Origin of the sequence: Pseudomonas sp. NFACC10-1 (genome assembly GCF_900119195.1) — a bacterium.
GTDB lineage: Bacteria > Pseudomonadota > Gammaproteobacteria > Pseudomonadales > Pseudomonadaceae > Aquipseudomonas > Aquipseudomonas cerasi.
In genome coordinates this window covers 507,624-533,341 of sequence record NZ_FPJB01000003.1, presented here as the reverse complement: position 1 = coordinate 533,341, position 25,718 = coordinate 507,624, and the positions used below count along the sequence as shown (strand labels likewise).

At 60.4% G+C, this 25,718-nt stretch carries 17 protein-coding genes; 3 read left to right on the top strand and 14 right to left on the bottom strand.

Going from position 1 to position 25,718, the window contains the following annotated elements; translation table 11 throughout:
* Positions 1-74: 74 nt before the first annotated feature.
* Positions 75-2,711: a phosphoenolpyruvate carboxylase gene (gene ppc, locus BT119_RS11090; protein WP_024661491.1), complete on the bottom strand. Its 2,637-nt coding sequence runs from the start codon at positions 2,709-2,711 to the stop codon at positions 75-77.
* Positions 2,712-3,091: 380 nt separating this feature from the next.
* Here ppc and BT119_RS11085 point away from each other — a divergent pair, with 380 nt between their 5' ends.
* Both BT119_RS11085 and BT119_RS11080 read left to right on the top strand, forming a co-directional pair.
* Entirely contained in the window at positions 3,092-3,505 is a 414-nt protein-coding gene (locus tag BT119_RS11085; protein ID WP_003409265.1) for a DUF4398 domain-containing protein, read from the top strand.
* A gap of 59 nt (positions 3,506-3,564) precedes the next feature.
* Positions 3,565-4,347: a lipotoxin F family OmpA-related lipoprotein LptF gene (locus BT119_RS11080; protein ID WP_003364910.1), complete on the top strand. Its 783-nt coding sequence runs from the start codon at positions 3,565-3,567 to the stop codon at positions 4,345-4,347.
* A gap of 80 nt (positions 4,348-4,427) precedes the next feature.
* On the opposite strand, the gene BT119_RS11075 is transcribed toward BT119_RS11080, so the two are convergent.
* The 13 genes from BT119_RS11075 to BT119_RS11010 form a co-directional block, all read right to left on the bottom strand.
* A complete protein-coding gene (locus BT119_RS11075) occupies positions 4,428-4,748 on the bottom strand; it encodes a PA3694 family proteiin (RefSeq protein WP_003433411.1) in 321 nt (106 codons plus the stop codon).
* On the bottom strand, positions 4,745-5,641 hold the full coding sequence (locus BT119_RS11070; protein WP_003433412.1) for an alpha/beta hydrolase: 897 nt from the start codon (positions 5,639-5,641) through the stop codon (positions 4,745-4,747). Before BT119_RS11070 ends, BT119_RS11075 begins: the two co-directional genes overlap by 4 nt.
* A 220-nt stretch (positions 5,642-5,861) precedes the next feature.
* A complete protein-coding gene (locus BT119_RS11060; protein WP_003433414.1) occupies positions 5,862-7,139 on the bottom strand; it encodes a flavohemoglobin expression-modulating QEGLA motif protein in 1,278 nt (425 codons plus the stop codon).
* Positions 7,140-7,273: 134 nt separating this feature from the next.
* Positions 7,274-7,999, bottom strand: coding sequence for a TetR/AcrR family transcriptional regulator (locus tag BT119_RS11055; protein WP_003364919.1), 726 nt, complete (start codon positions 7,997-7,999; stop codon positions 7,274-7,276).
* 92 nt (positions 8,000-8,091) lie between these two features.
* Complete coding sequence (gene lysS / locus BT119_RS11050) at positions 8,092-9,594, bottom strand: lysine--tRNA ligase (protein ID WP_003364921.1); 1,503 nt, start codon at positions 9,592-9,594, stop codon at positions 8,092-8,094.
* 69 nt (positions 9,595-9,663) lie between these two features.
* Positions 9,664-10,759, bottom strand: a protein-coding gene (gene prfB, locus BT119_RS11045) for a peptide chain release factor 2 (RefSeq protein ID WP_096102164.1) whose coding sequence is annotated in 2 segments (ribosomal slippage) — positions 9,664-10,686 and positions 10,688-10,759 — 1,095 coding nt in all. Because the reading frame shifts where the segments join, the coding sequence is not laid out codon by codon here.
* A 116-nt stretch (positions 10,760-10,875) separates the two neighbouring features.
* The gene (locus BT119_RS11040; protein WP_003364923.1) at positions 10,876-11,880 is read right to left on the bottom strand and encodes a response regulator; all 1,005 of its coding nucleotides are present in this window, start codon (positions 11,878-11,880) and stop codon (positions 10,876-10,878) included.
* A 45-nt stretch (positions 11,881-11,925) separates the two neighbouring features.
* Complete coding sequence (locus BT119_RS11035) at positions 11,926-12,936, bottom strand: chemotaxis response regulator protein-glutamate methylesterase (RefSeq protein WP_003433416.1); 1,011 nt, start codon at positions 12,934-12,936, stop codon at positions 11,926-11,928.
* The gene (locus BT119_RS11030) at positions 12,933-15,302 is read right to left on the bottom strand and encodes a hybrid sensor histidine kinase/response regulator (RefSeq protein WP_054080748.1); all 2,370 of its coding nucleotides are present in this window, start codon (positions 15,300-15,302) and stop codon (positions 12,933-12,935) included. The genes BT119_RS11035 and BT119_RS11030 overlap by 4 nt, the downstream gene beginning before the upstream one ends.
* On the bottom strand, positions 15,299-15,988 hold the full coding sequence (locus tag BT119_RS11025) for a chemotaxis protein CheW (protein ID WP_003433418.1): 690 nt from the start codon (positions 15,986-15,988) through the stop codon (positions 15,299-15,301). The genes BT119_RS11030 and BT119_RS11025 overlap by 4 nt, the downstream gene beginning before the upstream one ends.
* Positions 15,988-17,256, bottom strand: coding sequence for a CheR family methyltransferase (locus tag BT119_RS11020; RefSeq protein WP_072365666.1), 1,269 nt, complete (start codon positions 17,254-17,256; stop codon positions 15,988-15,990). The genes BT119_RS11025 and BT119_RS11020 overlap by 1 nt, the downstream gene beginning before the upstream one ends.
* The gene (locus BT119_RS11015) at positions 17,253-17,789 is read right to left on the bottom strand and encodes a chemotaxis protein CheW (RefSeq protein ID WP_003364934.1); all 537 of its coding nucleotides are present in this window, start codon (positions 17,787-17,789) and stop codon (positions 17,253-17,255) included. The genes BT119_RS11020 and BT119_RS11015 overlap by 4 nt, the downstream gene beginning before the upstream one ends.
* A gap of 7 nt (positions 17,790-17,796) precedes the next feature.
* Positions 17,797-19,419: a methyl-accepting chemotaxis protein gene (locus tag BT119_RS11010; RefSeq protein WP_044309239.1), complete on the bottom strand. Its 1,623-nt coding sequence runs from the start codon at positions 19,417-19,419 to the stop codon at positions 17,797-17,799.
* A 295-nt stretch (positions 19,420-19,714) separates the two neighbouring features.
* On the opposite strand from BT119_RS11010, the gene BT119_RS11005 reads away from it, so the two are divergent.
* Positions 19,715-25,687: an NEL-type E3 ubiquitin ligase domain-containing protein gene (locus tag BT119_RS11005; protein WP_072365664.1), complete on the top strand. Its 5,973-nt coding sequence runs from the start codon at positions 19,715-19,717 to the stop codon at positions 25,685-25,687.
* Positions 25,688-25,718: the final 31 nt, after the last annotated feature.

The following is a 25,718-nucleotide window of genomic DNA, read 5'->3' as shown; positions in this document are numbered from 1 at the left end:
GCAGGCCAGCCTGCAAATCCCGCGCTGACCATCGCCGGACCGAAAAGGCCCGGCGATGGCATGGGCCTCATCCATCAGCCGGTGTTGCGCAGACCGGCAGCAATCCCCGCTACAGACACCAGCAGCGCCAGTTCCAGAGGACTGTCCAGACTGGCTTCACGATTACGCGAGCGCGACAGCAGCTCTGCCTGAAGCAAATGCAACGGGTCAAGGTAGGTGTTGCGCAGACTGATGAATTCCAGTGTTTCAGGACTGTGGGCCAGCAGTTGCTTCTGCCCGGTCAACCCCAGAACCACATTGCACGCCTGCGACAATAGGTCGCGTAAATGTGCGCCCAAATGTTGCAGCTCGGCGCTGACCAGACGTTCGTCGTAGAGTCGGGCGATGTCCGCATCGGCTTTGGCGAGGACCATTTCCAGCATGTCGATACGGGTTCTGAAGAACGGCCACTGCTCACGCATCTGTGCCAGCACCTCACCTTCGCCGCGCTCCAGGGCTTTGCTCAGTGCAGCTTCCCAACCCAGCCAGGCGGGCAGCATCAGACGCGTCTGCGTCCAGGCGAAGATCCACGGAATGGCACGAAGACTCTCTACACCGCCCTCGCGGCGCTTGGCCGGACGACTGCCAAGTGGCAAACGCCCCAGTTCCTGCTCGGGTGTCGCCTGGCGGAAATACTCGACGAATTCAGGGTTCTCACGCACCACCGCGCGATAGGCGCTGACCCCGTCGCCGGCCATCTGGTCCATCATCGTCCGCCACGCCGGTTGTGGAGGTGGCGGCGGCAACAGGGTCGCTTCCAACACGGCGGCCAGATAAAGATTGAGGTTCTGTTCGGCGATGTCCGGCAGGCCGAATTTGAAACGAATCATTTCCCCTTGCTCGGTGGTCCGAAAACGCCCGGCCACAGAACCCGGCGGTTGCGACAGGATCGCCGCGTGCGCGGGACCGCCGCCACGACCGACTGTACCGCCACGGCCGTGGAACAGCAGCAATTCGACCTGCTGCTCGCGACAGATCTCCACCAGCCTTTCCTGAGCGCGGTACTGCGCCCAGGCCGCCGCCGTCGTGCCGGCATCCTTGGCCGAGTCGGAATAGCCGATCATCACCTCTTGCGGGCCGTGCAGACGCGAGCGATAGCCCGGCAGCCCGAGCAGCGTCTCGATCACTGGCCCGGCGTTATCCAGATCGGCCAGTGTCTCGAACAACGGCACCACACGCATGGGCCGCTGCAGCCCCGACTCCTTGAGCAGCAGCTGCACGGCCAGCACATCCGAGGCCGAGCCGGCCATCGAGATCACATAAGACCCCAGGGACGCCGCTGGAGCGGCTGCCACCTCCCGGCAGGTTGCCAGCACCTCTGCGGTGTCGGCTGCCGGCTTGAAGTAGCTCGGCAGCAGCGGCCTGCGGTTATTCAATTCACGCAATAGAAAGTCGATGCGGGCCTGCTCATCCCACTCTTCGTAACGACCCAGCCCCAGGTAATCAGTGATTTCGGTCATCGCTGCGCAGTGACGGCTGGAATCCTGGCGAACATCCAGACGCACCAGAAACAGACCGAATGTGACTGCGCGACGCAGGCAATCCAGAAGCGGCCCGTCGGCGATCACACCCATGCCGCATTCGTGCAGCGACTGGAAGCACAGCAGCAAAGGGTCCAGCAGTTCACGGTTGTCCCGCAGCACCGCTTCCGGCGCAGGCAAGGTTTCGCTCAATGAGGCATTGGCCCAGTTGCGCGTCGCACGCAAACGCTCGCGCAGACGTTTGAGCTCCGCCCGATAGGGCTCGGCGCTGTCACCCACGCTGGCACGCAAAGCGTCACTGGCTTGCTGCATCGACAGTTCTGCGGCGAGATTGTCCACGTCACGCAGATACAGGTCAGCCGCCATCCAGCGCGCCAGCAACAGCACTTCGCGGGTGACCGCAGCCGTGACATTCGGGTTACCGTCACGGTCGCCGCCCATCCAGGAGGCAAAACGGATCGGCGCGGCTTCCAGCGGCAAATGCAGGCCGGTGGCCGCATGCAACGCATGGTCAGCCTTGCGCAGGTAGTTTGGAATGGCGTGCCAGAGCGAGTGTTCAATGACCGCGAAACCCCATTTGGCTTCGTCGACCGGCGTAGGTCGGATGCGCCGAATCTCTTCAGTGTGCCAGGCCTCGGCGATCAGCCGCTGCAGGCGCGAAGTAATCTGTGTGCGCTCGGTGCTGTTGAGATCGCGATGATCGAGTGCTGCCAACTGCGCAGCGATGGCGTCGTATTTCTGAATCAGCGTACGGCGTGCGACCTCGGTGGGGTGCGCAGTCAGCACCAGCTCGATTTCCAGTTTGCTCAGCTGACGTGCCAGGGCAGCAGGTGAATGGCCTTCGGCCTTCAGGCGATCAAGCAGCTCGGGCAGTACTCGCGACTCGAACGGCAGAGGCTGTCTATCGTCGCGGCGGTGCATGAGCTGATATTGCTCGGCAATATTGGCCAGGTTGAGAAACTGGTTGAACGCACGTGCAACCGGCAGAAGCTCGTCATCACCCAGGCCGTCGACGCTGGAACTGAGTTGCTCGGCCCCTTCAGCGGAACCGCGCCTGCCCGCTTTGGCACCTTTGCGAATACGCTCGATCTTGTCGAGAAATTCAGCGCCCCGCTGCTCACGAATCGTATTCCCCAACAGCTCACCCAACAGGTGAACGTCTTCGCGCAGACGCGCATCGATATCGGCCATCGTTCCTCTCCCGTTTTTTATCTGGGCTCAGTTGCGTACCCGCTCGGCAGCACGGGCATACGTGAATTCAAATCCGCTGTGCCAACAGTGCACCAAAAGCCTGCAATTGGACAAATGCTTCAGCAAAAACCTGAACGCCATCAGGGTTATTGATCGTGGCTTCACGCCCCTTCATATGATGGACAACATATTGGCAATCGTCTGAAGGCCTCTGAAAAATCCTGACTGCTCAGTAGATATTTATCTGAACTATTCAAAAACCGCGCAGGTCGGAACGATTAACCATTACAGGAAAGCCCGAAAGGCAGTAGGCGGTTGTACAACCTGATGCCCGGACTTGATGCAACGACTGTCATGGATAACCACGTTGGAGTCAGACATTGGAGTTGATCAACATGAACACCCTAACTGCCAAAACCAAGTTCAAAGGCCTGCGCGGTCTCAAGCTGGCTGCGCTGGCACTCGGTAGCACCTTTATCCTGGCCGGTTGTGCCGGTAACCCGCCCTCCGAGCAGTACGCGGTTTCGCAATCGGCCGTCAACAGCGCTGTCAGCGCTGGCGGTACCGAGTTCGCGGCGGTAGAAATGAAGTCGGCTCAGGACAAGCTCAAAGCTGCTGATCTGGCCATGCAGGATCACAAATACGATGAAGCACGCCGTCTGGCTGAACAAGCCGAGTGGGACGCTCGCGTAGCAGAACGTAAATCTCAGGCCGCCAAAGCTGCCAAGGCCGTGCAGGACGCTCGTCAAGGCGTCAACGAACTCCGTGAAGAAGGCCTGCGCCAGGTGCAGTGATTGCCCTGCGCCCCCTTCTGTTTTCATGAATTCGTAACTGATTAAAGGACGACCCTATTATGCGTAAACAATTGATGATCCCTGCTCTGCTGGCCATGAGCGTTGCCTTGGCAGCCTGTGCAACCAAGCCGAACCCTAACCTGGAACAGGCTCGCAGCAACTTCACCGCGCTGCAGACCAACCCTCAGGCCACTCAAGTCGCAGCCCTGGAAACCAAGGACGCCAGCGAATGGCTGACCAAGGCAGAACAGGCCTTCCGTAACGATGAAGACGTACAGAAAGTCGATCAACTGTCGTACCTGACCAACCAGCGTATCGAGCTGGCCAAGCAGACCATCGCCCTGCGTACCTCTGAAGCAGCTCTGCAAAACGCTTCTGCCGATCGCGCCAAGGCCCGTCTGGAAGCGCGTGACGCGCAGATCGCTGCACTGAAAAACAGCCTGAACGCCAAGCAGACCGAACGCGGTACGCTGGTGACTTTCGGTGACGTACTGTTCGACTACAACAAGGCCGAACTGAAGCCAACCGCCCAGGGCGACATTGGCAAGCTGGCTGGCTTCCTGCAGGAAAACCCGGACCGTAAAGTGATTGTCGAAGGCTATACCGACAGCACCGGTTCGGCTTCCTACAACCAGTCGCTGTCCGAGCGTCGCGCCAACTCGGTGCGCATGGCTCTGGTACGCATGGGTGTAGACCCAGCGCGCGTTGTGACCATGGGTTATGGCAAGGAATACCCGGTTGCTGACAACTCCAGCAACTCGGGCCGCGCCATGAACCGTCGTGTGGAAGTCACCATCTCCAACGACAACCAGCCTGTTGCACCACGCTCTTCGATGAAATAAGCGACTGAGCTGCTGCACCGAAGCCCCGCCTACGCATACAGGCGGGGCTTTTTCATGGGCGAGGGTTTTTACCGCTGTCTTTATTGCCGAGGCGTTTCCTGACCCAGGCAACGTACTGCCTGCCTGCGATCATCGATCAATACGCCCGACAGACCTTTTCGTGACGTATCGAACAACACCAGTACGCCATCAACGCACTGCGCCACCTCGGCGGCGGGCGTGGCAGCGACTTTGTAATCCTCGCCGGGTACGGTTTTTAGCAGTGTGAATTCACCGAGCAGCAGCGCATCTTCTGGCTTTGCGAAGTGCAGGTAACCGTAAAACCACAGGCAGCCCACCGTGCCGATGACTGCACCGACAGCGCTGAGGATCATGCCATTGAGGTTACGGTCGCCACTCATGGCGCTGGCGGTGTGGCGGGGGGCGGGTAGTTGGGCACTTCCGCAAGGCGGCGCAGGCCGTTGAAATGCGTCGGATCGTCCAGATAGCGCAGCATCACCTGACGCCAGAGAGGGTCTGCGAATGTCTGTACGTGCTCGCCCCGGGTCAATTGCAATACGCGCGGTGGTGGCGCGGCCTTGTACAGCTCGATACCGTTGGCGAGTGGTACCAGCGTGTCGTCCATGCTGTGAAAGATCAGCATCGGCGTGCCGGCCAATCGTGGCAGGCCGTTGACGGCACTGTCTGCCTCCGGGATCAGCCAGGACAAGGGCGTTTTCAATGGCCAGGTCAGCCACGATTTACTCAGCGAGTTTCGCGCGACGCTGCGGTAGCTGGCCGGCACGCTGTCCAGCACCAATGCCTTGAGCCGCGAGCGCTCCTGCGGGTGTTCGGACAGGTAATGCACTGCCAGTGCTCCACCAATACTTTGTCCCAGAACCACAAGGGGTTTGCCTTGCACTTGCGGTGCAGTGTTCAACCAGTCGAAAGCGGCTTGAACATCCTGATAGACCGCCGGCAGGCTTGGCTCGCCCTGCGACTCGCCATAGCCGCGGTAATCCAGCATCAGCACCTGATAACCCTGCTCGGGCAACCACCAGACGCCACCAAGGTGCCAGGACAGGTTGCCACCGTTGCCATGCAGATGCAGCACCGTACCCTTCACCGGCACGCCTTCCCTGGCGGGCAGCCACCAGCCATGCAGGCGTGTACCGTCGGCCGCAGTGAGGTTCACGTCCTGATACTGCAGGCGCGCCTTGTCGGGCGTGAACGGAACACCTGGTTCGGGGTAGAACAACATCGAACTGCAACCGGTGAGCGCAAGGATCAGGGTGAAGATGCCGAGCAGTTTCAAATGAGGTTTCCTTGTTGTTTTCATCGCCACATCACTGCCGTGCTGGCGCAGAGCAATGGCACGATAGTTACAAGATTATCGTTCCTCACGCTCCAGCGTGGGAATGCCGTTCTGGACGCTCTGCGTCCGATCCTGACTGTGCAGCGCGGCGCAGATTTGTGACGCCGAGCGTCACCCACTGCGTGCCAACGCGGAGCATTGGCACGATAGTCAGTTCGGCCTACAAAATATTCGAGTAGTCGGCTTCGATGCGGTCCAGGCTCAGGTGGTTGAGGAAGTTGGAGAAGCACATCCAGGCCGACAGGGCGTTCATGTCACGGAACTGTTCGGGCAGGTACTTGGGTGCAACCACCAGCCCTTCGTCCACCAGTTGGCGCAGGGTACGCATGTCTTCCAGCGTGGTCTTGCCGCAGAACAGCAGCGGCACCTGTTCAAGCTTGCCCTTGCGCACGGCGAGCTGAATGTAGTTGTAGACCATGATGAAGCCTTTCAGATAGGACAGGTCCTTGGTGAACGGCAAGCCGTTGGGCACCGACCCGCGGAAGACGCGACTGGCATTGCCGTAGCTCTCCGACATGCCAAAACCCTGCTCGCGATAGAACTCGAACACCTGCAGAAAATCAGCGCCCTGCTCGGCCATGTGAATGGCGCGCGTGCGGTTGGTCAGCTTGCGCAGGCGGCTGGGATAGGATGCAAAGGCGATGACTTCCATGAGAATCGCCAGGCCTTCCTGCGTCACCGTCGACGACGGCGGCCCCTTTGACAGGAACGTACAGATCGGCTGGTTTTGCCCGTTCAGCGTGGTACCCACGTGCACCAGCCCTTCGTGCACTTCCAGCGCACGGACGTCGCGCTCGTTGAACATGGCGTCGGTGCGGATCTTGATGTAGTCGGCACCGGCAGCCGCATCAGCGACGATCCCGTCGGATTCGAAAACCCGGATGGTCTCCTCGGCCTCACCGAACACGCGGTTCAAACGCGATTGCAGCAGCGAAACGGCGTCCTTGGCGGTGAGCGTTTTCGGCTCGTCCTTCAGGTCGCCGCGTCCGGCAATGTTGTTCAGGTAATCCGAAAGCATCAAGCCAAGATCGGCCAGCGTCGGGTCACCCGCATGAAAGGCGTCGGATGCCGCGCCGTACAGTTCCTGAGAAATCAGGCCGAAGTCGGACGTACCGCGGGCCTCGAGCATACGCACCACCATGCGGTACTCACGGCACATACGGCGCATGATCTGACCGACCGGATTGAACTGCCCCAGTTGACGCGTGACGTCGCGCTCGATGTTCTGAAACTCCTGCTTCAAGGCGGAAGAGTCGAAACCCAGCGGACGGTTTTCGTAGTAGGCGCGGTCCACGGCAGGAAGCGCCTTGCCCTTGGCGGCCAGAAACTCCTTGCGGACGTTCTCATCCCATTTAACTGCATCCAGAATGCGAATCGGCGTCTGTGCAACGACGATCCGATCCGATAAAGCACGAATAGTCTGTTGATACTCGTCCACCGGTACTCCTTGGCTGGCTGTCACGCTACTGCATGGCGGCGCCGAACAACACGCCACCTCTGGAAAATATCGAAACCGGCAGGATCGTCAAGCCATCTGAACAGCCGATCCCAGGAACTCGCGCAGCAGTATAGTCACCCTCGAAGCGGCTGCGGGGTCCCCAGGACCAGACGCATCTGCCGCGTCAGGATACAGAGCATTTCTTCGTCCGCCTGACGCTGCGGCCCATGCAGCAGACCTTGATACTCAATGCGACGAATAAGCCCCGTCAACACCTGAGCATCCTGATAGGGCTGCAGGGAACCGATCACCTGAAAGAACTGACAACTGCCTTGCAGAAGAATTTCCTGATGGGCCATGACCAGCGGCGTCAGGCGCGGGTTGATCAATGCTTCGTGGTAGAACGCCTGCTCGGCGATCAGATAGTCACGCCGGGTCAGCAATTGATGGCGAATATGCTCCGTCACCATACGCGCAATGTCGTCCGCCAGACGAAACCGGTCAGTCGGGCTCCCGGAACTGCGGCTCATCATCTCGCGCAGAATGCCTTCAGTGTTTTGCCACAGCCGCGCCAGATAGTCGGCACTGCGCTGTACATACTGGGCGAAGGCATCGGTCAGCAGATCATCGATGTCCTTGAAGTAATAGGTGGTTGCCGACAGCGGTACGCTGGCTTCGGCGGCCACTGCACGATGGCGCACGGCGCGTACGCCGTCACGCACCACGATACGCATGGCGGCATCGAGAATGACCTGCCTGCGTTGCTCACTGCCCTCACGCGCAGCCTTGCGCCCCTGATACTTGACACTTTTGGCCACCGCGCTCGCTACTCCGGCGGCCCCTTCTCTGGCAATCGTCACGACAGCTTCCTTATAAGTCGCTCTGAAATGAGTCGATCTGAAAAAACACTTAAAAAAAAGCCGCCCAATGAAGGCGGCTGTTTTTCCACTGATTACGCTTGCGGGCGCATGTGCGGGAAGAGGATCACATCACGGATCGATGGCGAGTCGGTGAGCAGCATCACCAACCGGTCGATACCGATCCCCTCGCCTGCCGTCGGCGGCATGCCGTACTCCAGCGCGCGGACGAAGTCGGCGTCGTAGTGCATGGCTTCGTCGTCACCGGCATCCTTGTCGGCCACCTGAGCCTGGAAGCGTTCGGCCTGATCTTCGGCGTCGTTGAGCTCGGAGTAGGCATTGGCGATTTCGCGACCGCCGATGAACAACTCGAAACGGTCGGTAACATTCGGGTTTTCGTCATTGCGGCGCGCCAGCGGCGACACTTCGAACGGGTACTGGGTAATGAAGTGAGGCTGTTCCAGCTTGTGCTCGACCAGCTCTTCGAAAATCATCACCTGCAATTTACCCAGACCTTCGAAGCCCAGCACCTTGGCACCGGCCTTTTTCGCGATGGCGCGGGCCTTGTCGATGTCCTGCAGGTCGGCAGCGGTCAGCTCGGGGTTGTACTTGAGGATCGAGTCGAACACCGACAGGCGCACAAACGGTTCGCCGAAGTGGAACACCTTGTCGCCGTAAGGCACGTCGGTGGTACCCAGAACCAGTTGCGCCAGTTCGCGGAACAGTTCCTCGGTGAGGTCCATGTTGTCTTCGTAATCGGCGTAGGCCTGGTAGAACTCGAGCATGGTGAACTCGGGGTTGTGCCGGGTCGAAACACCTTCGTTACGGAAGTTGCGATTGATCTCGAAGACCTTCTCGAAACCACCGACCACCAATCGCTTGAGGTACAGCTCCGGGGCGATACGCAGGAACATTTCCATGTCCAGCGCATTGTGATGGGTTTCGAACGGCTTGGCCGCCGCGCCACCGGGAATGGTCTGCAGCATCGGCGTTTCGACTTCGAGGAAGTCGCGCTTCATCAGGAAGCTGCGGATGTGAGCGATAACCTGCGAGCGCACGCGGAAGGTCTCGCGCACGTCTTCGTTGACGATCAGGTCGACGTAACGCTGACGGTAGCGCTGTTCGGTATCGGTCAGGCCATGGTGCTTGTCGGGCAGCGGACGCAAAGATTTGGTCAGCAGACGAACGCTGGTCATCTCGACGTACAGGTCGCCCTTGCCGGAGCGTGCCAGAGTACCTTCGGCAGCGATGATGTCGCCCAGGTCCCAGGTTTTCACCTCGGCCAGGGTTTCTTCAGGCAGGGTCTTGCGGTTGACGTAGACCTGGATGCGCCCGGTCATGTCCTGGATCACCATGAACGAGCCACGGTTGAGCATGATGCGACCGGCAACCTTGACCGGAATCGCTGCCTCTGCCAGTTCTTCCTTGGTCTTGTCGACGTACTGTTTCTGCAGGTCATTGCAGTAGCTGTCGCGGCGGAAGTCGTTGGGGAAGGCCTGACCCTTGGCACGGCCTGCTGCAAGCTTTTCCTTGCGCAAGGCGATCAGGGTGTTTTCTTCCTGTTGCAGGGCTTGCGGGTCGAGTTGTTGGTCGCTCATGTCTTTAAAGATTCCATCACAGGTTCGCCCTCGCCTTGCGACGAGGGACTTGAGGTGTCGGCTGACGGTTTACAGCCCTTGCTTGAGGCTCGCGATCAGGTATTCGTCGATATCGCCATCAAGCACCTTGTCGCAGTCGCTGCGTTCGATGTTGGTCCGCAGGTCCTTGATACGCGAGGCGTCCAGTACGTAGGAGCGAATCTGATGACCCCAGCCGATATCGGACTTGGTGTCTTCGAGCGCCTGGGACGCTGCATTGCGCTTCTGCACTTCCTGCTCATACAAACGGGCCCGCAGCATTTTCATGGCGGTGTCCTTGTTCGCATGCTGGGAACGCTCGTTCTGGCAGCTGACCACGGTATTGGTCGGAACGTGGGTGATCCGCACCGCCGAGTCAGTGGTGTTTACGTGCTGACCACCGGCCCCGGAAGAACGGTAGGTGTCGATGCGCAGATCCGCCGGATTGATGTCGATTTCGATGTTGTCATCGATTTCCGGCGAAACGAATACGGCCGAGAACGAAGTGTGGCGACGGTTGCCGGAGTCGAACGGGCTCTTGCGCACCAGACGGTGAACGCCGATCTCGGTACGCAACCAGCCGAAGGCGTATTCGCCCTTGATGTGCACGGTAGCGCCCTTGATACCGGCGACCTCACCGGCAGACAGTTCCATGATGGTAGCGTCGAAACCACGCTTGTCAGCCCAGCGCAGGTACATGCGCAGCAGGATGTTCGCCCAGTCCTGCGCTTCGGTGCCACCGGAGCCGGCCTGGATGTCCAGATAAGCGTTGTTGGGGTCCATGTCGCCGCTGAACATGCGGCGGAACTCGAGCTTTTCCAGCGATTCGCGCAGGCGCTCGACTTCGGCGGCGACGTCATCGACGGCAGCCTGGTCTTCTTCTTCGGCAGACATCAGCAACAGGTCTTTGGCATCGGCCAGACCCGAGGACATTTCGTCCAGGGTTTCTACGATCTGCGCCAGCAGGGAGCGCTCGCGCCCCAGTTCCTGGGCGTAGGCCGGGTTGTTCCAGACGTTTGGATCTTCGAGCTCGCGGTTGACTTCGGTCAGACGATCATGTTTGTGATCGTAGTCAAAGATACCCCCGAATGGTTTCGGAGCGCTCGGACAAATCCTTGATGCTGTTTAGGATCGGGTTGATTTCCATGGTAGGCAGCACTCGCAGGCGAAATTTTCAAAGCCGACGAGTATACCCCAGGCAAGGCCACGAAAGCAGCCCGTCGAGCGGGCGTTGTGAGGCCTATTTACCGGTCGCTGCCGGCGTCAGCCCGCCGCGACCTGATTGCGCCCGTTATTCTTGGCCTGATAAAGCCCCTTGTCGGCATCCAGAATCAGCTGACGGCTGTGCATTCCGAGCTGCGGCGTCACGGTTGCCACGCCGATACTCACCGTCAGGCTGGAGCCAGGCGCTGGCGCCATATGCGGGATATTCATGCCGGAGACACTCTGGCGCAGCTTTTCAGCCAGCAGACGCGCCCCTCCCGGCGAGGTGTTGGGCAGGACCATGGCGAACTCCTCGCCGCCGTAGCGAGCCGGCAAGTCCGACGGGCGACTGCAACTGTTGCGGATTGCCTTGGCGACCTGACGCAGGGCCTCGTCACCCTCAAGATGCCCGAAGTTGTCGTTGTAGGGTTTGAAGTAGTCCACATCGATCATCAGCAACGACAACTGGGTCTGCTCGCGAACTGCACGGCGCCACTCCAGTTCCAGATACTCGTCGAAATGGCGGCGGTTCGACAGCCCCGTGAGGCCATCGGAATTCATCAGGCGCTGCAGAACCAGATTGGTATCGAGCAGTTGTTGCTGGCTGACGCGCAGGGCCCGATAGGCCTCGTCGCGCTGCAACAGGGTCATGTACGAGCGCGAGTGATAGCGAATGCGCGCCACCAGCTCGATGTTGTCCGGCAGCTTGACCAGATAGTCGTTGGCCCCGGCCGTGAACGCCGCGCTCTTGATCAGCGGGTCTTCCTTGGTGGACAGCACGATGATCGGGATATCGCGGGTCAGCGGGTTGCTGCGGTACTCGCGAACCAGCGTCAGCCCGTCCAGGCCCGGCATCACCAGGTCCTGCAGAATCACCGTCGGCTTGATCTGCACGGCCTGTGCAATCGCCTGATGCGGGTCGGCACAAAAATGAAAGTCGATGGACTCATGGCCGGCCAGGCCGCGTCGTACGGCTTCACCAATCATGGCCTGATCATCCACCAAAAGCACCATTGCGCTGTTTTCATCCGGCGTCTTGAGCTCATCCGTTTGCAGGTCATTCATGATCTTTCTCCTGATCGCCGACTGCCACTGAGTTCAGCAGAGCAGTCATTGAGTAAATACCTCGATCAAGCGAGGTGCTATGGCGGGCAATGGGCAGATTTCCACGGCAGCATCAATGGCTGCGGCAGCCTTGGGCATGCCATAAACAGCAGAACTGGCCTGATCCTGAGCGATGGTCAGAAACCCCCGCTCACGCATGGCCTTGAGTCCCTGTGCACCGTCGCGCCCCATCCCGGTCAGCAGAACGCCGACCGCCTCGCCACTCCAATATCGGGTAACGCTCTCGAAAAACACATCAATCGAGGGCCTGTAAACTTCATTCACCGGCTCCGCTGTGTACGCCAGCGTGCCGTCCTTGAGCAAACGGATATGATGATTGGTGCCTGCCAGCAACACCACACCCGGCTGTGGCGTTTCGCCTTCCCTTGCCAGACGTACCGGCAGGCCGGAGGCCGAGCTCAACCACTCGGCCATACCGGCGGCGAAGACCTGGTCGACGTGCTGTACAAGGACAATCGCTGCCGGGAAACTCACCGGAAGCGCCTTGAGCAGAATCTCCAGCGCTGCAGGCCCGCCTGCCGAGGAACCGATCGCCACGAGCCGGTCACGTTTCGACGGCGCGGAAACCGGCGCAACCGCGACCCGTTCAACGCCGACACGCTGGCCGATCAGCCAGTCGATATTGAGGATCTTGCGCAGCAGGGGCGCCGCCGCCTCTTTTGGATTGGGGCCACCAATGGCCGGCGTGTCCACCACATCCAGCGCGCCGTGCCCCATCGCTTCGAACACGCGGCGCATGTTCTGCTCGCGGTCGACGGTCACGATAACGATAGCGCAGGGTGTTTCGGCCATGATCCGGCGGGTGGCTTCGACGCCATCCATCACCGGCATGATCAGATCCATCAGGATCAGGTCCGGGGTCTGCTCGACGCAACGCTGCACGGCGTCGGCACCATTGGACGCCACCCAGATGATCTGATGCGCGGGCTCGAAAGCCAGTGCACGGCGCAGGGCTTCGATGGCCATGGGCATATCGTTGACGATGGCAATCTTCATCCTTGCGCGTCTCCTATCAATTCGACGACAGCGTCGAGCAAGGCATCATCGTGGAAACTGGCCTTGGCCAGGTAATAATCGGCGCCAGCGTCCAGGCCGCGACGCCGGTCCTCTTCACGGTCCTTGTAGGACACGACCATGACCGGCAGGGACTGCAAGCGGGTATCGCGGCGCAACAGGGTCACCAGCTCGATACCGTCCATACGCGGCATGTCGATGTCGGTAATCAGCAGGTCGAAGTCCTCGGCGCGCAGCGCGTTCCAGCCGTCCATTCCGTCCACGGCCACCGACACCTGGTAGCCGCGACTGAGCAGCAGCTTGCGCTCCAGCTCGCGCACGGTCAAAGAATCATCGACGACCAGCACGCGTTTGCGTGACACTTGGTCTGCCTGACGAGTGCGTCGGTCGATGCGCTCCAGGCGGCCGGTATTCAGAAGTTTTTCCACCGAGCGCAACATGTCTTCGACATCGATGATCAGCACCACCGAACCGTCGTCGAGCAAGGCTCCCGCCGACACGTCCTGAACCTTGCCCAGGCGCGCATCGAGCGGCATCACCACCAGCGTGCGCTCACCGATGAAGCGTTCAACGGCCACGCCATAAACAGCATCACGCTCACGAATCACCACAACCTTGAGCGTTTCTCCGGCCTTCTGCGCAGCCGGTCGATTCAACAGCTGACTGGCCGAAACCAGACCGACATGGCGCTCTTCATCCCAGAAATGCTGACGCCCTTCCAGTTGCAGAATGTCGTCAGGCTGCAGGTCGCGCATGCGCTCGATATGAGCCAGCGGGAAGGCATACGCTTCACCGCCCACTTCCACGACCAGGCTGCGTACCACTGAAAGCGTCAGCGGCATTTCTATCCTGAAGCGACTGCCCTCGCCCGCCCATTGCTGCAGCTCGACGCTGCCGTGCATCTGGCGAACCATATGCTGCACGGCATCGAGGCCGACACCACGGCCGGAGATCTGCGTGACCTTGTCGCGCATGCTGAAGCCCGGCAGGAACAGAAAACTCAGCAGTTCCTCCTCGCTCAGCTGCGCAGCGGTCTCGGCCGGCGAAAGCTTGCGGTCGATAATGTTCTGGCGCAGACGTTCAAGGTCCACGCCGCCACCGTCATCGCTCAACTCAACGACCAGCAAGCCAGCCTGATGCGACGCCTGCAGACGAATCAGACCTTCAGGGTCCTTGCCGGACGCCACGCGCTTTTCGGGCGACTCGATGCCGTGGTCCACGGCGTTGCGCAGCAGGTGAGTCAAGGGTGCATCGAGCTTTTCCAGCACATCGCGATCGACCTGGGTCTTCTCGCCTTCGATCTGCAAGCGGACCTGTTTACCCAGCTCACGCCCCAGATCCCGGACCATGCGCGCCTGACCATTCAGTACGTCGGCGAAGGGTCGCATGCGGCACGCGAGTGCCGTGTCGTATAACAGTTGCGCACGTTGTGCCGACTGCCAGCCGAATTCATCCAGCTCGGCAGTCTGCCGGGCCAACACCTGCTGCGCCTGGGACAGGAGGTTGCGCGCGTCCTCCAGGGCTTTTTGCACATCGGCCGAAGGACCTTCTTCACCAAAGCTGGCCCCCAATACCTCCAGCGCACGGTCGCTGCTGCTTTGCAGGCGCTTGAGACGCTGCATACCAGCCAGCAAAGGCTTGAGGCGCTGAGTCTCGACCAGCGATTTGCTGGACATGTCCAGCAGCCCGTTGAGGCGCTCGGCGGTGACTCGTAACACGCGTTCGCCGCCCTCGGCCACACGGCGTTCACGCAAGGGCGTGAACGGTGCCTCTGGTTCCGAAGCCGGCATGGCGGCTGGACTGGCAGGCGACGCGGCGGCCGACGGCGCTGCGACAGACTCAGGCGCTGGCGCAACCGACCCGCTTGACGTCTCAAGCTGCAGCATCGCGCTGGCCAGCAAGGCCTCCGAGGCTGGATCCGGCAGTGGTGTACTGACCGTACGCGCCGTGCCAGCGCCGGAAGCCAGCAACGTATTGAGCCTTTCGACATAACTGTCGATATCAGGCTGACCAATACCGTCGCTGCCGGGCGTGGCGATACGCATCAACAGGTCGGTCCCCGACAGCAGCGCGTCGATATGCTCGGCCTGAAGCAGCAGGCGCCCTTCCTGAGCGCTGACCAGACAGTCTTCCATCACATGCGCGACACTCACGCCGAAATCGACGCCGACAATCCGCGCTGCGCCCTTGAGCGAGTGAGCAGCACGCATGCAGGCTTCCAGCTGATCCGCCTGGGTCGGGTTACGTTCGAGTGCCAGCAGGCCCGCACTCAATACCTGGGTCTGCGCGTCGGCTTCCAGCGTGAACAGTTCGAACAGCGAGGCGTCACGCATTTGATCTGGCGTCATGTGAGGCTCCGATACACCGCCGACAACAACTCTTCTTCGTCCAGCCAGCGCAGGCTGCGGCCCTTCCATTGCAGCACGCCACGGGTGAAACGGGCATTGGCATGCGTGCCGGATGCCGAAGCAGCTTCCAGCTCACGCTCGTCGATGGCGTGAATACCGTCCACCTCGTCGACCGGCACCACGACCGGGCCGCCTTCGACGCTGACGATCAACATGCGCGGTACCACCCGCGTCGACGGGGTACTCACCGCGGTGCTGTCCAGCCCGAGCAGCTCGACCAGCGAGATGCACGCTACCAGAGCGCCGCGTACATTGGCGACACCCAGCAATGCACGCGAACGCTGGTGTGGCAGTGAATGGATGGTCTGACTGGGAGCGACTTCCGAGAAGCAGCGCGACGCCAGCCCCAGCCACTCTTCACCAAGCCGGAATACCAGAATCGAGCGCGTCTCGATGTCGCGCAGCAACACCGAACCCTGAAACTGCTCAGGCGACTCCTGGACCAGCGAGTAGCGGTCCAGCAGACGGGTGGCGGCAGCCGAATAAACCGCGCAATTGCGGCAGTGGATATGCTCTGCAAGCAACGGGCAGGAGCGATCGCCGTGAATGCCGATGCGGTTCCAGCAATCATCGATATCCAGGGCCTGATCATGGGTCAGACTGGAAAAACCGGACACGCCCGCCATCATTGGTTTCCTTGTTTATTCGTGCCACGTGCTGCGCGGTCCTGCAAGCGCCGGGCGCCAGCAGTGTCACCTTGGGCAGCCAGCAATGCTGCCAGTTGGGCCAGCGATTCGGAGTGCTGCGGTTGCAGATACAGCGCCTTGCGATAGAAGCCCTGCGCCTGTGGCACCTGGCCTTCCACTTCGCTGAGCAGACCCAGCCAGTAAAACACCTGCGCGACCGGCTCATGCTGCTGCAGGTAACGCTCGCACGCAGCCCGAGCCTCAGCACTTTTACCTTCGTTGGCCAGCCCCGCGATCCTGTCGAGCAAGGCCGAAACATCGCTGTTGCCTGCCGCAGCGACGGGTTTCGCGACGGGCGCAAAAGCTGCGGATGTTCGCGGCGCAGGTCGTGGCGCGACCGCTCTGGCAGGTGCCTCGACCACCGGACGCGATGCAATCGGTGCAGCGACAGGCACCGGCACCACCGCATCGACGGGCGCGTGCCGGAAGGCGAAGGACTGGGCGATACCCGTCGAGCGCATGCCGATACCCGCCAGCAGATTGCCCTCCGCCGGACCGATAAACAGCAGGCCGTCTTCACGGGTCAGTTGTTTGAGGACCTTGAATACATGTTGCTGGGTCTGCCGATCAAAATAGATCACCAGGTTGCGGCAGAAGACGATGTCATAGGCCACTTGTGAAGCGAGTTTCGGGTCGAGCAGGTTACCCGGCTGAAAACTCACAGAGTCGCGAACACTGTCAGCGATTTCAAAGCCGTCAGCGACAGGACTGAAATAGCGCTCGCGATAACTGATGTCGCTGCCACGGAACGAGTTTTTGCCGTAGACACCGTGCTCGGCCTTGGCAATCGAAACAGGGCTGATATCGATGGCATCGACCTTGAATTGCCGGGCGTCGACCCCGGCGTCGAATAACGCCATGGCGATGGAATACGGCTCCTCACCGGTCGAGCACGGCAGGCTGAGAATGCGCAAGGGGCGTGCACCGGCAAGACCGGCGATACGCTCGCGGGCCAGCATACCCAGGGTGACAAACGATTCGGGATAACGAAAGAACCAGGTCTCGGGAACGATCACCGCTTCGATGAGCGCCTGCTGCTCCTGCGGCGACGAGACCAGAAGATGCCAGTACGCATCACTGTCAGGGCAATTGACAGCCGTCGCACGCTGACGCAAGGCGCGCTCGATGATCGCTTCGCCGACGGACGTCACATCCAGTCCGATACGCTCCTTGAGAAAGCTGAAGAAGCGCGAATCATCCACCTTCATCGCGCGTCCTCGAGCAGCTCAAGGTCAATCGGCGGCACCGGGTACAACAACTCGCGGACCGGCTCGCTCAACAGTTCGTGAACATGAATCCACTGCAGCAGGCCCTGCTCGTCCTCGCGGACCGGCCCCAGGTAAGGTGACAGGCGATTGTCCAGCCCGTACGCCTTGAACTGCGCAACCGGGCAGCGCAGCGTTTCGGTCGCCTGCTCCAGAATCAGCCCGAGCAACTGAGCCGGGTGCGCGTCGTCGTAGCGATAATGCACCAGCACCATGCGCGTACTGGTACGCGAGCGCGCTGGCTGACCGGAATTCAGCGCGCTGATGTCGATCACCGGGACAATCTCGCCGCGATGAGCAAAGATTCCCGCCACCCAGTGCGGTGCCTGGGCAATCGCCTTGAGTTTTACCCGCGGCAGGATTTCGGCGATCTCGGTCGCGTCCAGCGCATAGCGGTCTTCGCCGATGCAAAACAGCAGAAAAAGCTTGCTGGCGGTCAGTGGCGTGCCATTGCGCCTCGGCGATTGATCGCTCATTGATCCTTCAGACCTTGAAACGCGAAACGCCGCTGCGCAGCCCGACCGCGACCTGACTCAACTCGTCGATCGCGAAACTGGCTTGACGCAGTGATTCGACGGTCTGGCTGCTGGCATCCGCCAGTTGTACCAGCGCCTGATTGATCTGTTCGGCCCCGGTGGCCTGGGCCTGCATGCCTTCGTTGACCATCAGCACACGAGGTGCCAGCGCCTGAACCTGATGGATGATCTGCGACAGCTGCTCGCCGACCTGGGTGACCTCGAACATGCCACGACGCACCTCTTCGGAAAACTTGTCCATGCCCATCACACCCGCAGACACCGCAGACTGGATTTCCCGCACCATCTGCTCGATGTCATAAGTGGCGACGGCAGTCTGGTCGGCCAGGCGACGGACCTCGGTGGCAACCACTGCAAACCCGCGACCGTATTCACCGGCCTTCTCGGCCTCGATGGCGGCATTGAGCGACAGCAGGTTGGTCTGGTCGGCGACCTTGACGATGGTGACGACGACCTGATTGATGTTGCCGGCCTTCTCGTTGAGGATCGCCAGCTTGGCGTTGACCAGATTGGCAGCGCCCATCACCTGATGCATGGTGTCTTCCATGCGTGCCAGGCCCTGCTGGCCGGAACCGGCGAGAACCGACGCCTGATCCGCCGCCGAAGTGACTTCGGTCATGGTGCGCACCAGGTCCCGCGAGGTGGCGGCGATTTCCCGCGACGTGGCGCCAATCTCGGTGGTGGTTGCAGCGGTCTCGGTGGCGGTAGCCTGCTGCTGGCGTGACGTTGCAGCGATCTCGGTGACCGAGGTAGTGACCTGTACCGAGGAGCGCTGCGCCTGGGCAACCAGCGCGGTGAGCTCGGTGACCATGTCGTTGAAGCCAGTCTCGACCGCATTGAACTCGTCCTTGCGCGACAGGTTCAATCGAGTGCTCAGGTCGCCGGTACGCATGACGTCCAGGATCCGAACGATCAATTGCATCGGTGCCGTGATCGAACGCATCAACAGCAGACCGCAGGCCGCAGCCGCCAGCACGGCGACCAGCAGCGACAGGATCATGCTGATCTTGGCAGCCAGCACGGCGTTGACAATGTTGGCGGTGGCCTGATCAGCCAGCTGTTTATTGGCCACAATGAGATCATTGAGCTGCTTGCGTCCCGTGAGCCAGACCGGGTTCACTTCGCCATAGAATTCGGCGCGCGCGCCTGCGTAGTCGCCGCTATCGTACTTGGCGTGAACATCGGCGAGCATGCGCGAATAGGCTTCGCGGCGCTTTTCGAAGAGCGCGAAGCTGTCTCTGTCTGCATCATCGAAGATGGACTTTTTGTAGCCGTCCATCTGTGCCTGCAGGTTTTCGTCAAAGCCCTGAAACTGGTCCTTTTCCTGCTTGGTCAACGGCCGCGCCTGCCCTTCGGCAATCAGCTCCAGCGTGCGGATGTAACTCTCGCCCCAGGCACTGCGCACCAGGGTGCTGTAATACACGCCGGGCAACGCATCCAGACGCACATCTTCCTCGCTGGACTCGATGGACAACAACCGTGAATAAGATACAACGACCATCAACAGCATGATTGCGATGATGACGGCGAAACTCGCCAGAATCCGTTGGCGCAAGGTCCAGTTCTTCACAGTCAGCCCTCAAGAGTTCAACGACGGCGTCGGGCCGTGTTCAAGAAGTGGACCGACGGACGGTCCAAACGGCGTGAGTATAGCCCAGCCGTCAAACGTTACATGGGTAATACAGAACGAAGTCACGGCCGCTATCGATCACCGCTCCTTCACCCATCCAATGTCTTGTCGGCCATCGCCACCACTACTTGAGCGATGGTCTTCAGAAACAGCGAAAGCACATAGATAGTTAGCACTTGTACGGCAAGTCACGACCGTAAGCTTTGTCGTTGTTCATTCACGACAAGGCACTTAAATGCTGGATCTATCTCTGTCGGGCAAGGCTTCTGCACTCCCGCATCTGCAACTGATAAAAGACAAAGCCCCGGAGTGGCTGCTTCAGGCTGAGCCGGCAACCCATGCGGCCTTGCGCAAGGCCTCGCGGCGCCCCGTGCAATGGCTGAAAGGCGCACGCAAGTCCAGCCCTGATCAGGTCGCCGAACTGCAGCGCCTGTATGCCGAGCACCGAAAGCACGAGCACCAGGTTCGCCCGATGCTGGATCGCCTGTCGACACTGGAGGACTTCGCAAGGCCCTTGCTGACAGCCGCCATCAAGGACCGCTTCGGGCTGGAGGTGGACGTCACCGATACCTGGCTGTTCCACGCCAGTCGGGCGCGAGTCGATCAATCGTTCAATACGGCATCCAGAGACCCTCTAACGCAGGCAAACATTGCACTGAGGGCCGCGACCCAGAGCCTGCTCAAGGCTGCGCTACAGAATTTCGAAGCCTGGGAAACCGCACCGGGCGCAATGGACGCCAGCACCGGTATCAAGGCCCAGGTGTTTTCTTCCTTTGAAATCCTCGGCCCACAGATCACCGGCAAGTCCCTGCCTATTTCCCCGGCCGGCTTTGCGGCGCTGTGCCGTGAGCTGGACCTGGGCGGCCAATATCAGGCGCATATCCAGGCCGTCTTCAGCACGCCTTCGACCCCTGACGAAACGGAAGACGCTGCGGCATCGAGGCTGCGCCAGACCTTCATGCAGCTGGAAGCATCGTCGATCCGGCTGCAGTTGCAGATTGCATCCCTGCAACAACAGATCAGCCCGGATTTGCAAGGCGCATTACTGGAGCTTCTCGATGGCAAGCAACAAGTCCGCCTCGATAACCGGCCAGTCGACTGCAGCGTTGTGTGCCTGGGCGATATCGAACTGAGCGGTCTTCTGGTTATTGGCAAGGACCGGGATATTGCCACTCAGGCAGAGCGGATTGTGGTGTATATCCCGGATGATCCCGTTGCGCCGTTGAAGGAATACGACTCGGTCGAAGTCTTCATCAATGAATTACGCGACCGGATGTTCATCAACGACTACCTGAACTTCTTCATGCGCTTCATACCGGCGCGCCATCGAAGTGCCTTGTTTGAAAAGTTATCCGAGCGCCTATACCCCAAAGTCAAGAAAGGCGGCATTTTCGAGCGCCAGTGGCTGGAGCGTGAGGCGGACCGAAACGCCCGACTCCACCTGAGAGAAACCGTGCTGCAAGGTCCACTGCTGGACAACCTGCACGAGCGCAAACGCGAGGCCTTGCGCGACGACGCACTGTTTCATGGTGTGCCTACAGCAGAACAGGATCAGAAAACCTTCGATGAGCGCGTGCAGTACTTCATGGACACCGCCTTCAATGTCCTGAATATCGCAGGCTTCGTCGTTCCGGTATTGGGCGAAGTGATGATGGCCGTCACCGCCATTCAGCTGGTTCACGAAGTGTATGAGGGCGTGGAAAGCTGGGCCAAGGACGAGAAACAGCAGGCGTTCGCCTACCTGTTCGATGTAGTCGAGAACGTTGCCCTGATATCGGCTCTTGGCGCTGCGTCGACGGGCGCCGCAGGTATCCCGGCGGTACAGGCGCCCGAGTTCGTAAACAGCCTCAAGCCCGTGGATTTGCCGGGCGGCACGACCCGCCTGTGGAAGCCTGACCTGACGCCCTTTGCCCATGACATCGTACTGCCCAAGGGTCTGCAGCCCGACGCTACCGGGCTGTACACCTGGCAAGGCAAGCAGTGGTTGCCACTTGAAGGACGTACCTATTCAGTCAGCCCTGCCACGAGCGGCGACGGTTACCTGATCGAGCACCCGACCCGCGCGGACAGCTATCGGCCCGCCTTGCGGCACAACGGCGCAGGCGCATGGCTGCATGAGCTCGATCAGCCGCTGGAGATGGAAGGCCTGAACCTGTTTCGACGGTTGGGCTATTCCAGTGAAACGTTTTCGGACAGCACCGCCAGGCGCATCGTCAAGGTCAGCAACACGCCTGAATCCGTGATGCGCGAGGCACTGACCGATCAGCGTCGTCCTCCGGCATTGCTTGAGGACACGGCGCGCCGGTTCAGGCTGGACCAGGAGATCGAGCGTTTCATCGAACAGCTGGAAGCCAACGATACGAACGCCGCGGCGCCCCTTCAACTTGAACTGTTGAGCCAGGACCGTGGCTGGCCGAGCAATCGCGCCTTGGTACTGGTGGATGCCGAGGGCCGCACGCTGCAGACATTCGCTCCGGCCTATCAGCCGGTCGTGTCTGACACCCTCAACATCACTGTTCATGCCGACCAGCCGGATGCCCTGCGCCAGGTGCTGGAAAAGCTGAGTAACAACGAAATCCGCACCCTGCTCGACGAAGAGTTCGGTGCAGGCCAGCTTGGCATGTCACCGCGACTGATCACGTTACGGGCGCAATTGGCGGCACGCGCCCGTGCCACGCGGGGCTGGCTGTTCGAGTCTCATTACCGCGCATTGAATACCACCGAGGCGCAAGGTGCGCAAACCCTGCAGAAGGCATTTCCCGGTCTGCCGCCTTTGGTAACCGAGGAACTGGCCAGCCATGCCTCGCCTGCCGAAAGACTGCAACTCGTGACAGAACGACGTGTACCGTTGACCATTGCCGAAGAGGCCAGCGCCTATTTACAACAGGTAAGGCTGGCGCGGGCCTATGAAGGGCTTTATCTGACCTCGGTCTACAGTGCCGACACTGACTGCCTTGCATTGCACAGCCTTGAAGCCCTGCCGCAATGGCCGCCCCAGGTCAGACTTGAGGTCCATGACCGGTATTTCGGTGGCCGCTTGATCGACAGCATCGGCCCCGAGGATGCCCCCGTACGCAAAGTACTGATCAAGGACGGCAATCGTTACCAGGCCCGTGACGCTGAGGACCAGCACCTGCACGGGCTGGACGATCTGTACTCGTCCGTGCTGCACGCCCTGCCCGATGCCCAACGCAAGCAATTGGGCTTTGCCCGGACCAGCGAGGGCCAGACGCTGGCAGCGCTGATTCAGGACAATCCCCTGCCCCGCCAGCACCTGGCACCATTGCTGAAAATGCAGGCGATCAAGCCAGGCTCGAAATCCCCCATGCGCCTGGCTGACGGTCGCCTTGGCTACCCTCTGAGCGGTAGCGGCAGAGTCGACTGGCACATGACCGACGAGAGTCTGCTGGACAAGATCCGCACACTTGAGCTGGAGGATGCGTTTCCCGAAGACATCCTCGACCGTCTGCGCCACGCCGGCTGGGACAACAGAACCATCGATACGCGACTCAACGACCTGCTGGGCGAGCAAATGCTGTTGCGCGCAAGTCTCGACGCCTGGACCTATGAATCCGTGGCAATGCCCCCCATGAGTCAGGCTCATATCGACAGTCGCACGCGCATCCACGAAGCGATCTGGAGCCACTGGCGCCTCAACAACCTCCCCGAGATAGGACGGACGCTTGAGCCGCTGCGCCTGCACCATGTCTCGCTGAGTGATTTTCCGCAACATCTGCCGGACTTCGTCTTCAACCGCGTTACCGCACTGCACCTGGAAAACATATCGGTCGAGTCCGGAGCGCGACTCGATGCAGCGGATATAACGCCAGCAGGCATGAACCTGCCCCGACAGTCGACCAACAGCGTCGAACTTGGCGCCTTCCTGCAGCGCTTCCCGCATACCCGCGCACTGAACCTGATCAGTGAGCCCGCCTCCCGTCTGGCCCCCGAGCCCTCGATCTTTCTCAACCTGCCTCAGCAAGTGTCCCGTGTGCTGCCCCAACTGACCGAACTGGGGCTGATCAACCAGGGCATTTTTCTGGACCAGGCGCAAATGGACCCCTTGCGCAGCATGCCTGGCCTGAGGATGCTGAACCTCAGTGGCAATCGCCTGATCAGCGTGCTGCCCATGGACCTGAGCTGGCTGCACCTCGACCGGTTGGTGCTGGAGCGGGTCAGCATGCACCGCTGGCCGTCCTGGCTGACCGACATAATCCCGAACAACATTCGCGAACTGTCGGTGGCGCACAATAACCTGACGGAACTGCCCGGGTGGATCCTCGACAATCCTCCCAGCCCTGAGCATCGGACAGTGATTGACTTGCGCGGCAACATCCTGTCCCGACACACTGCGATGCATGCACGTATCAATGAAGCGGTAGCCGGCAGTTCCTTCAGTTTTGTCATGGACACTCCGGTTGCCGTGCAGGCCGCTGTAAACAGGCAATTGAACGAAGGTGCAGAATTATTTGCCGCCGTTGATCGGTGGACGCATGCCTCCAGCTCGATGGCCTTACCGAGCGAGCAGACCCTCGAATCACGCCGTCAGATCGGCAGGCTTCTGACCGATCACTGGCGAACCTTCAGCCTGGGGCAAATCCACAGTCCACTGCGCCTCGCAGACATTGCGTTGGCCGACTTTCCCCGACACCTGCCGGATTTCTTTTATCGCCAGGTACGCTATCTGCATCTGAGCAGAATCATTGGCACAGCCGCTGACCTGGATCAACTGTTGCGCCGCATGACGGATCTGATCTCGCTGGAAATAAGCGGGCATGTCGCCCCCCTGCTGCAACTGCCACCGGCGCTGCTCGAGCTTCGATCTCTTCGTACACTATCGCTGATGGATCAGGGGATGCTGGTAGAGCAACAGCACATCGATTTCTTCGGCCGGATCGCGACGCTTGAAAGGCTGGAGCTGGATGGCAACAGAATCGGTGCCATCAGCGACCTGGCCAGCCTCAGTGGCACAGCACTTAACTGGCTGTCACTGAACAACATCGGATTGGTCGAATGGCCAACCTGGGTGGAGAGCATGGTCCCAGCCCAGATCAGGACACTGTTGCTGGAAGGCAATCTGATCAGCGAACTGCCAGAACACATACTCGCCAATCCCGGCAGCGAGTTTTCGCACACGGAAATAAGCCTGCTGAGCAATCCGCTTTCCGAAGACACCATGCGCCGGGCACATCTGTCAGAACGTTATGGACGCTCTTTCACCTTCGACATGGATCTGCCGCCCGAGCTCAGCGCGATGGACTGGACGGAACACCATGACTCGGACGCATCGATCTCTGATTATCTGTCATCAGATGACAGTCGGGCATCGACTCCGGAGCCCGTCACCGTCGAGCCCTGGCTGGACGACAGCAACCCGTTGAGCGCCGGGCGGCGTGAGATGTGGGAGCAACTGGAGGCCAGCGAGCACACCCGCAACCTGCTCGACCTGATCGACTCGCTGCGTCGCAGCGCCGATTATCGCAACATCACCAGCCGCACAGCACTGCGCGAGCGCGTCTGGCGGGTACTGACCGCAGTGAGTCGGGAGCCTCAACTTGGAGAGACCCTCAACGCCATCGCCGAAGAACCGCTCAGGCTGTTTCGTGACAACGACACTTGCCCGGACGGCATTCTTCTGGAATTCAACCAGATGGAGGTGCTGGTGTTCGTCCGGCAGTCGTTGCAGGACGTCGTAGCGGAGCAGCGCGGCGCCCTGTTGTATCGGCTGACCGTCCGGCTGTATCGCCTCTCCGAGCTGGATGCCGCAGCCCGCGAACAGTCCGGGGGCCGTGATGAAGCCGAGGTGCGTCTGGCGTATCGCACGCACTGGGCCAGCGCGCTGGACTTGCCAGTACCACCGGAAGGCATGCTTTTCCAGGCTCACGCAGCCATCAGACCCGGGGAGTTCGACACTGCAATGCTTCGCGTGCAAAACGGAGAACGCGGCGAGCCCTTCCTGCGCTTCGCTCAGCAGCAGGATTACTGGATCAGCTACCTGCGTGAAACCCACACTGGACGCTTCGAAGCACTCGAACGTACCTACAGGACTGAACTGAACCAGCTCACCGACGAGTTCGAACAACGCAATATCAGTCTCGAAGACCCGGAGTACGAAGAACGGATTGTAGAGTTCGAAGCCACATTCAAGGAGCAGCAGACAGCGCTGATCAGGGAACTGACCAACGCCGAAGGAATGGAACACCCCTGATCGGGGCAGTTGCCTGGCACACAAGGCGTGC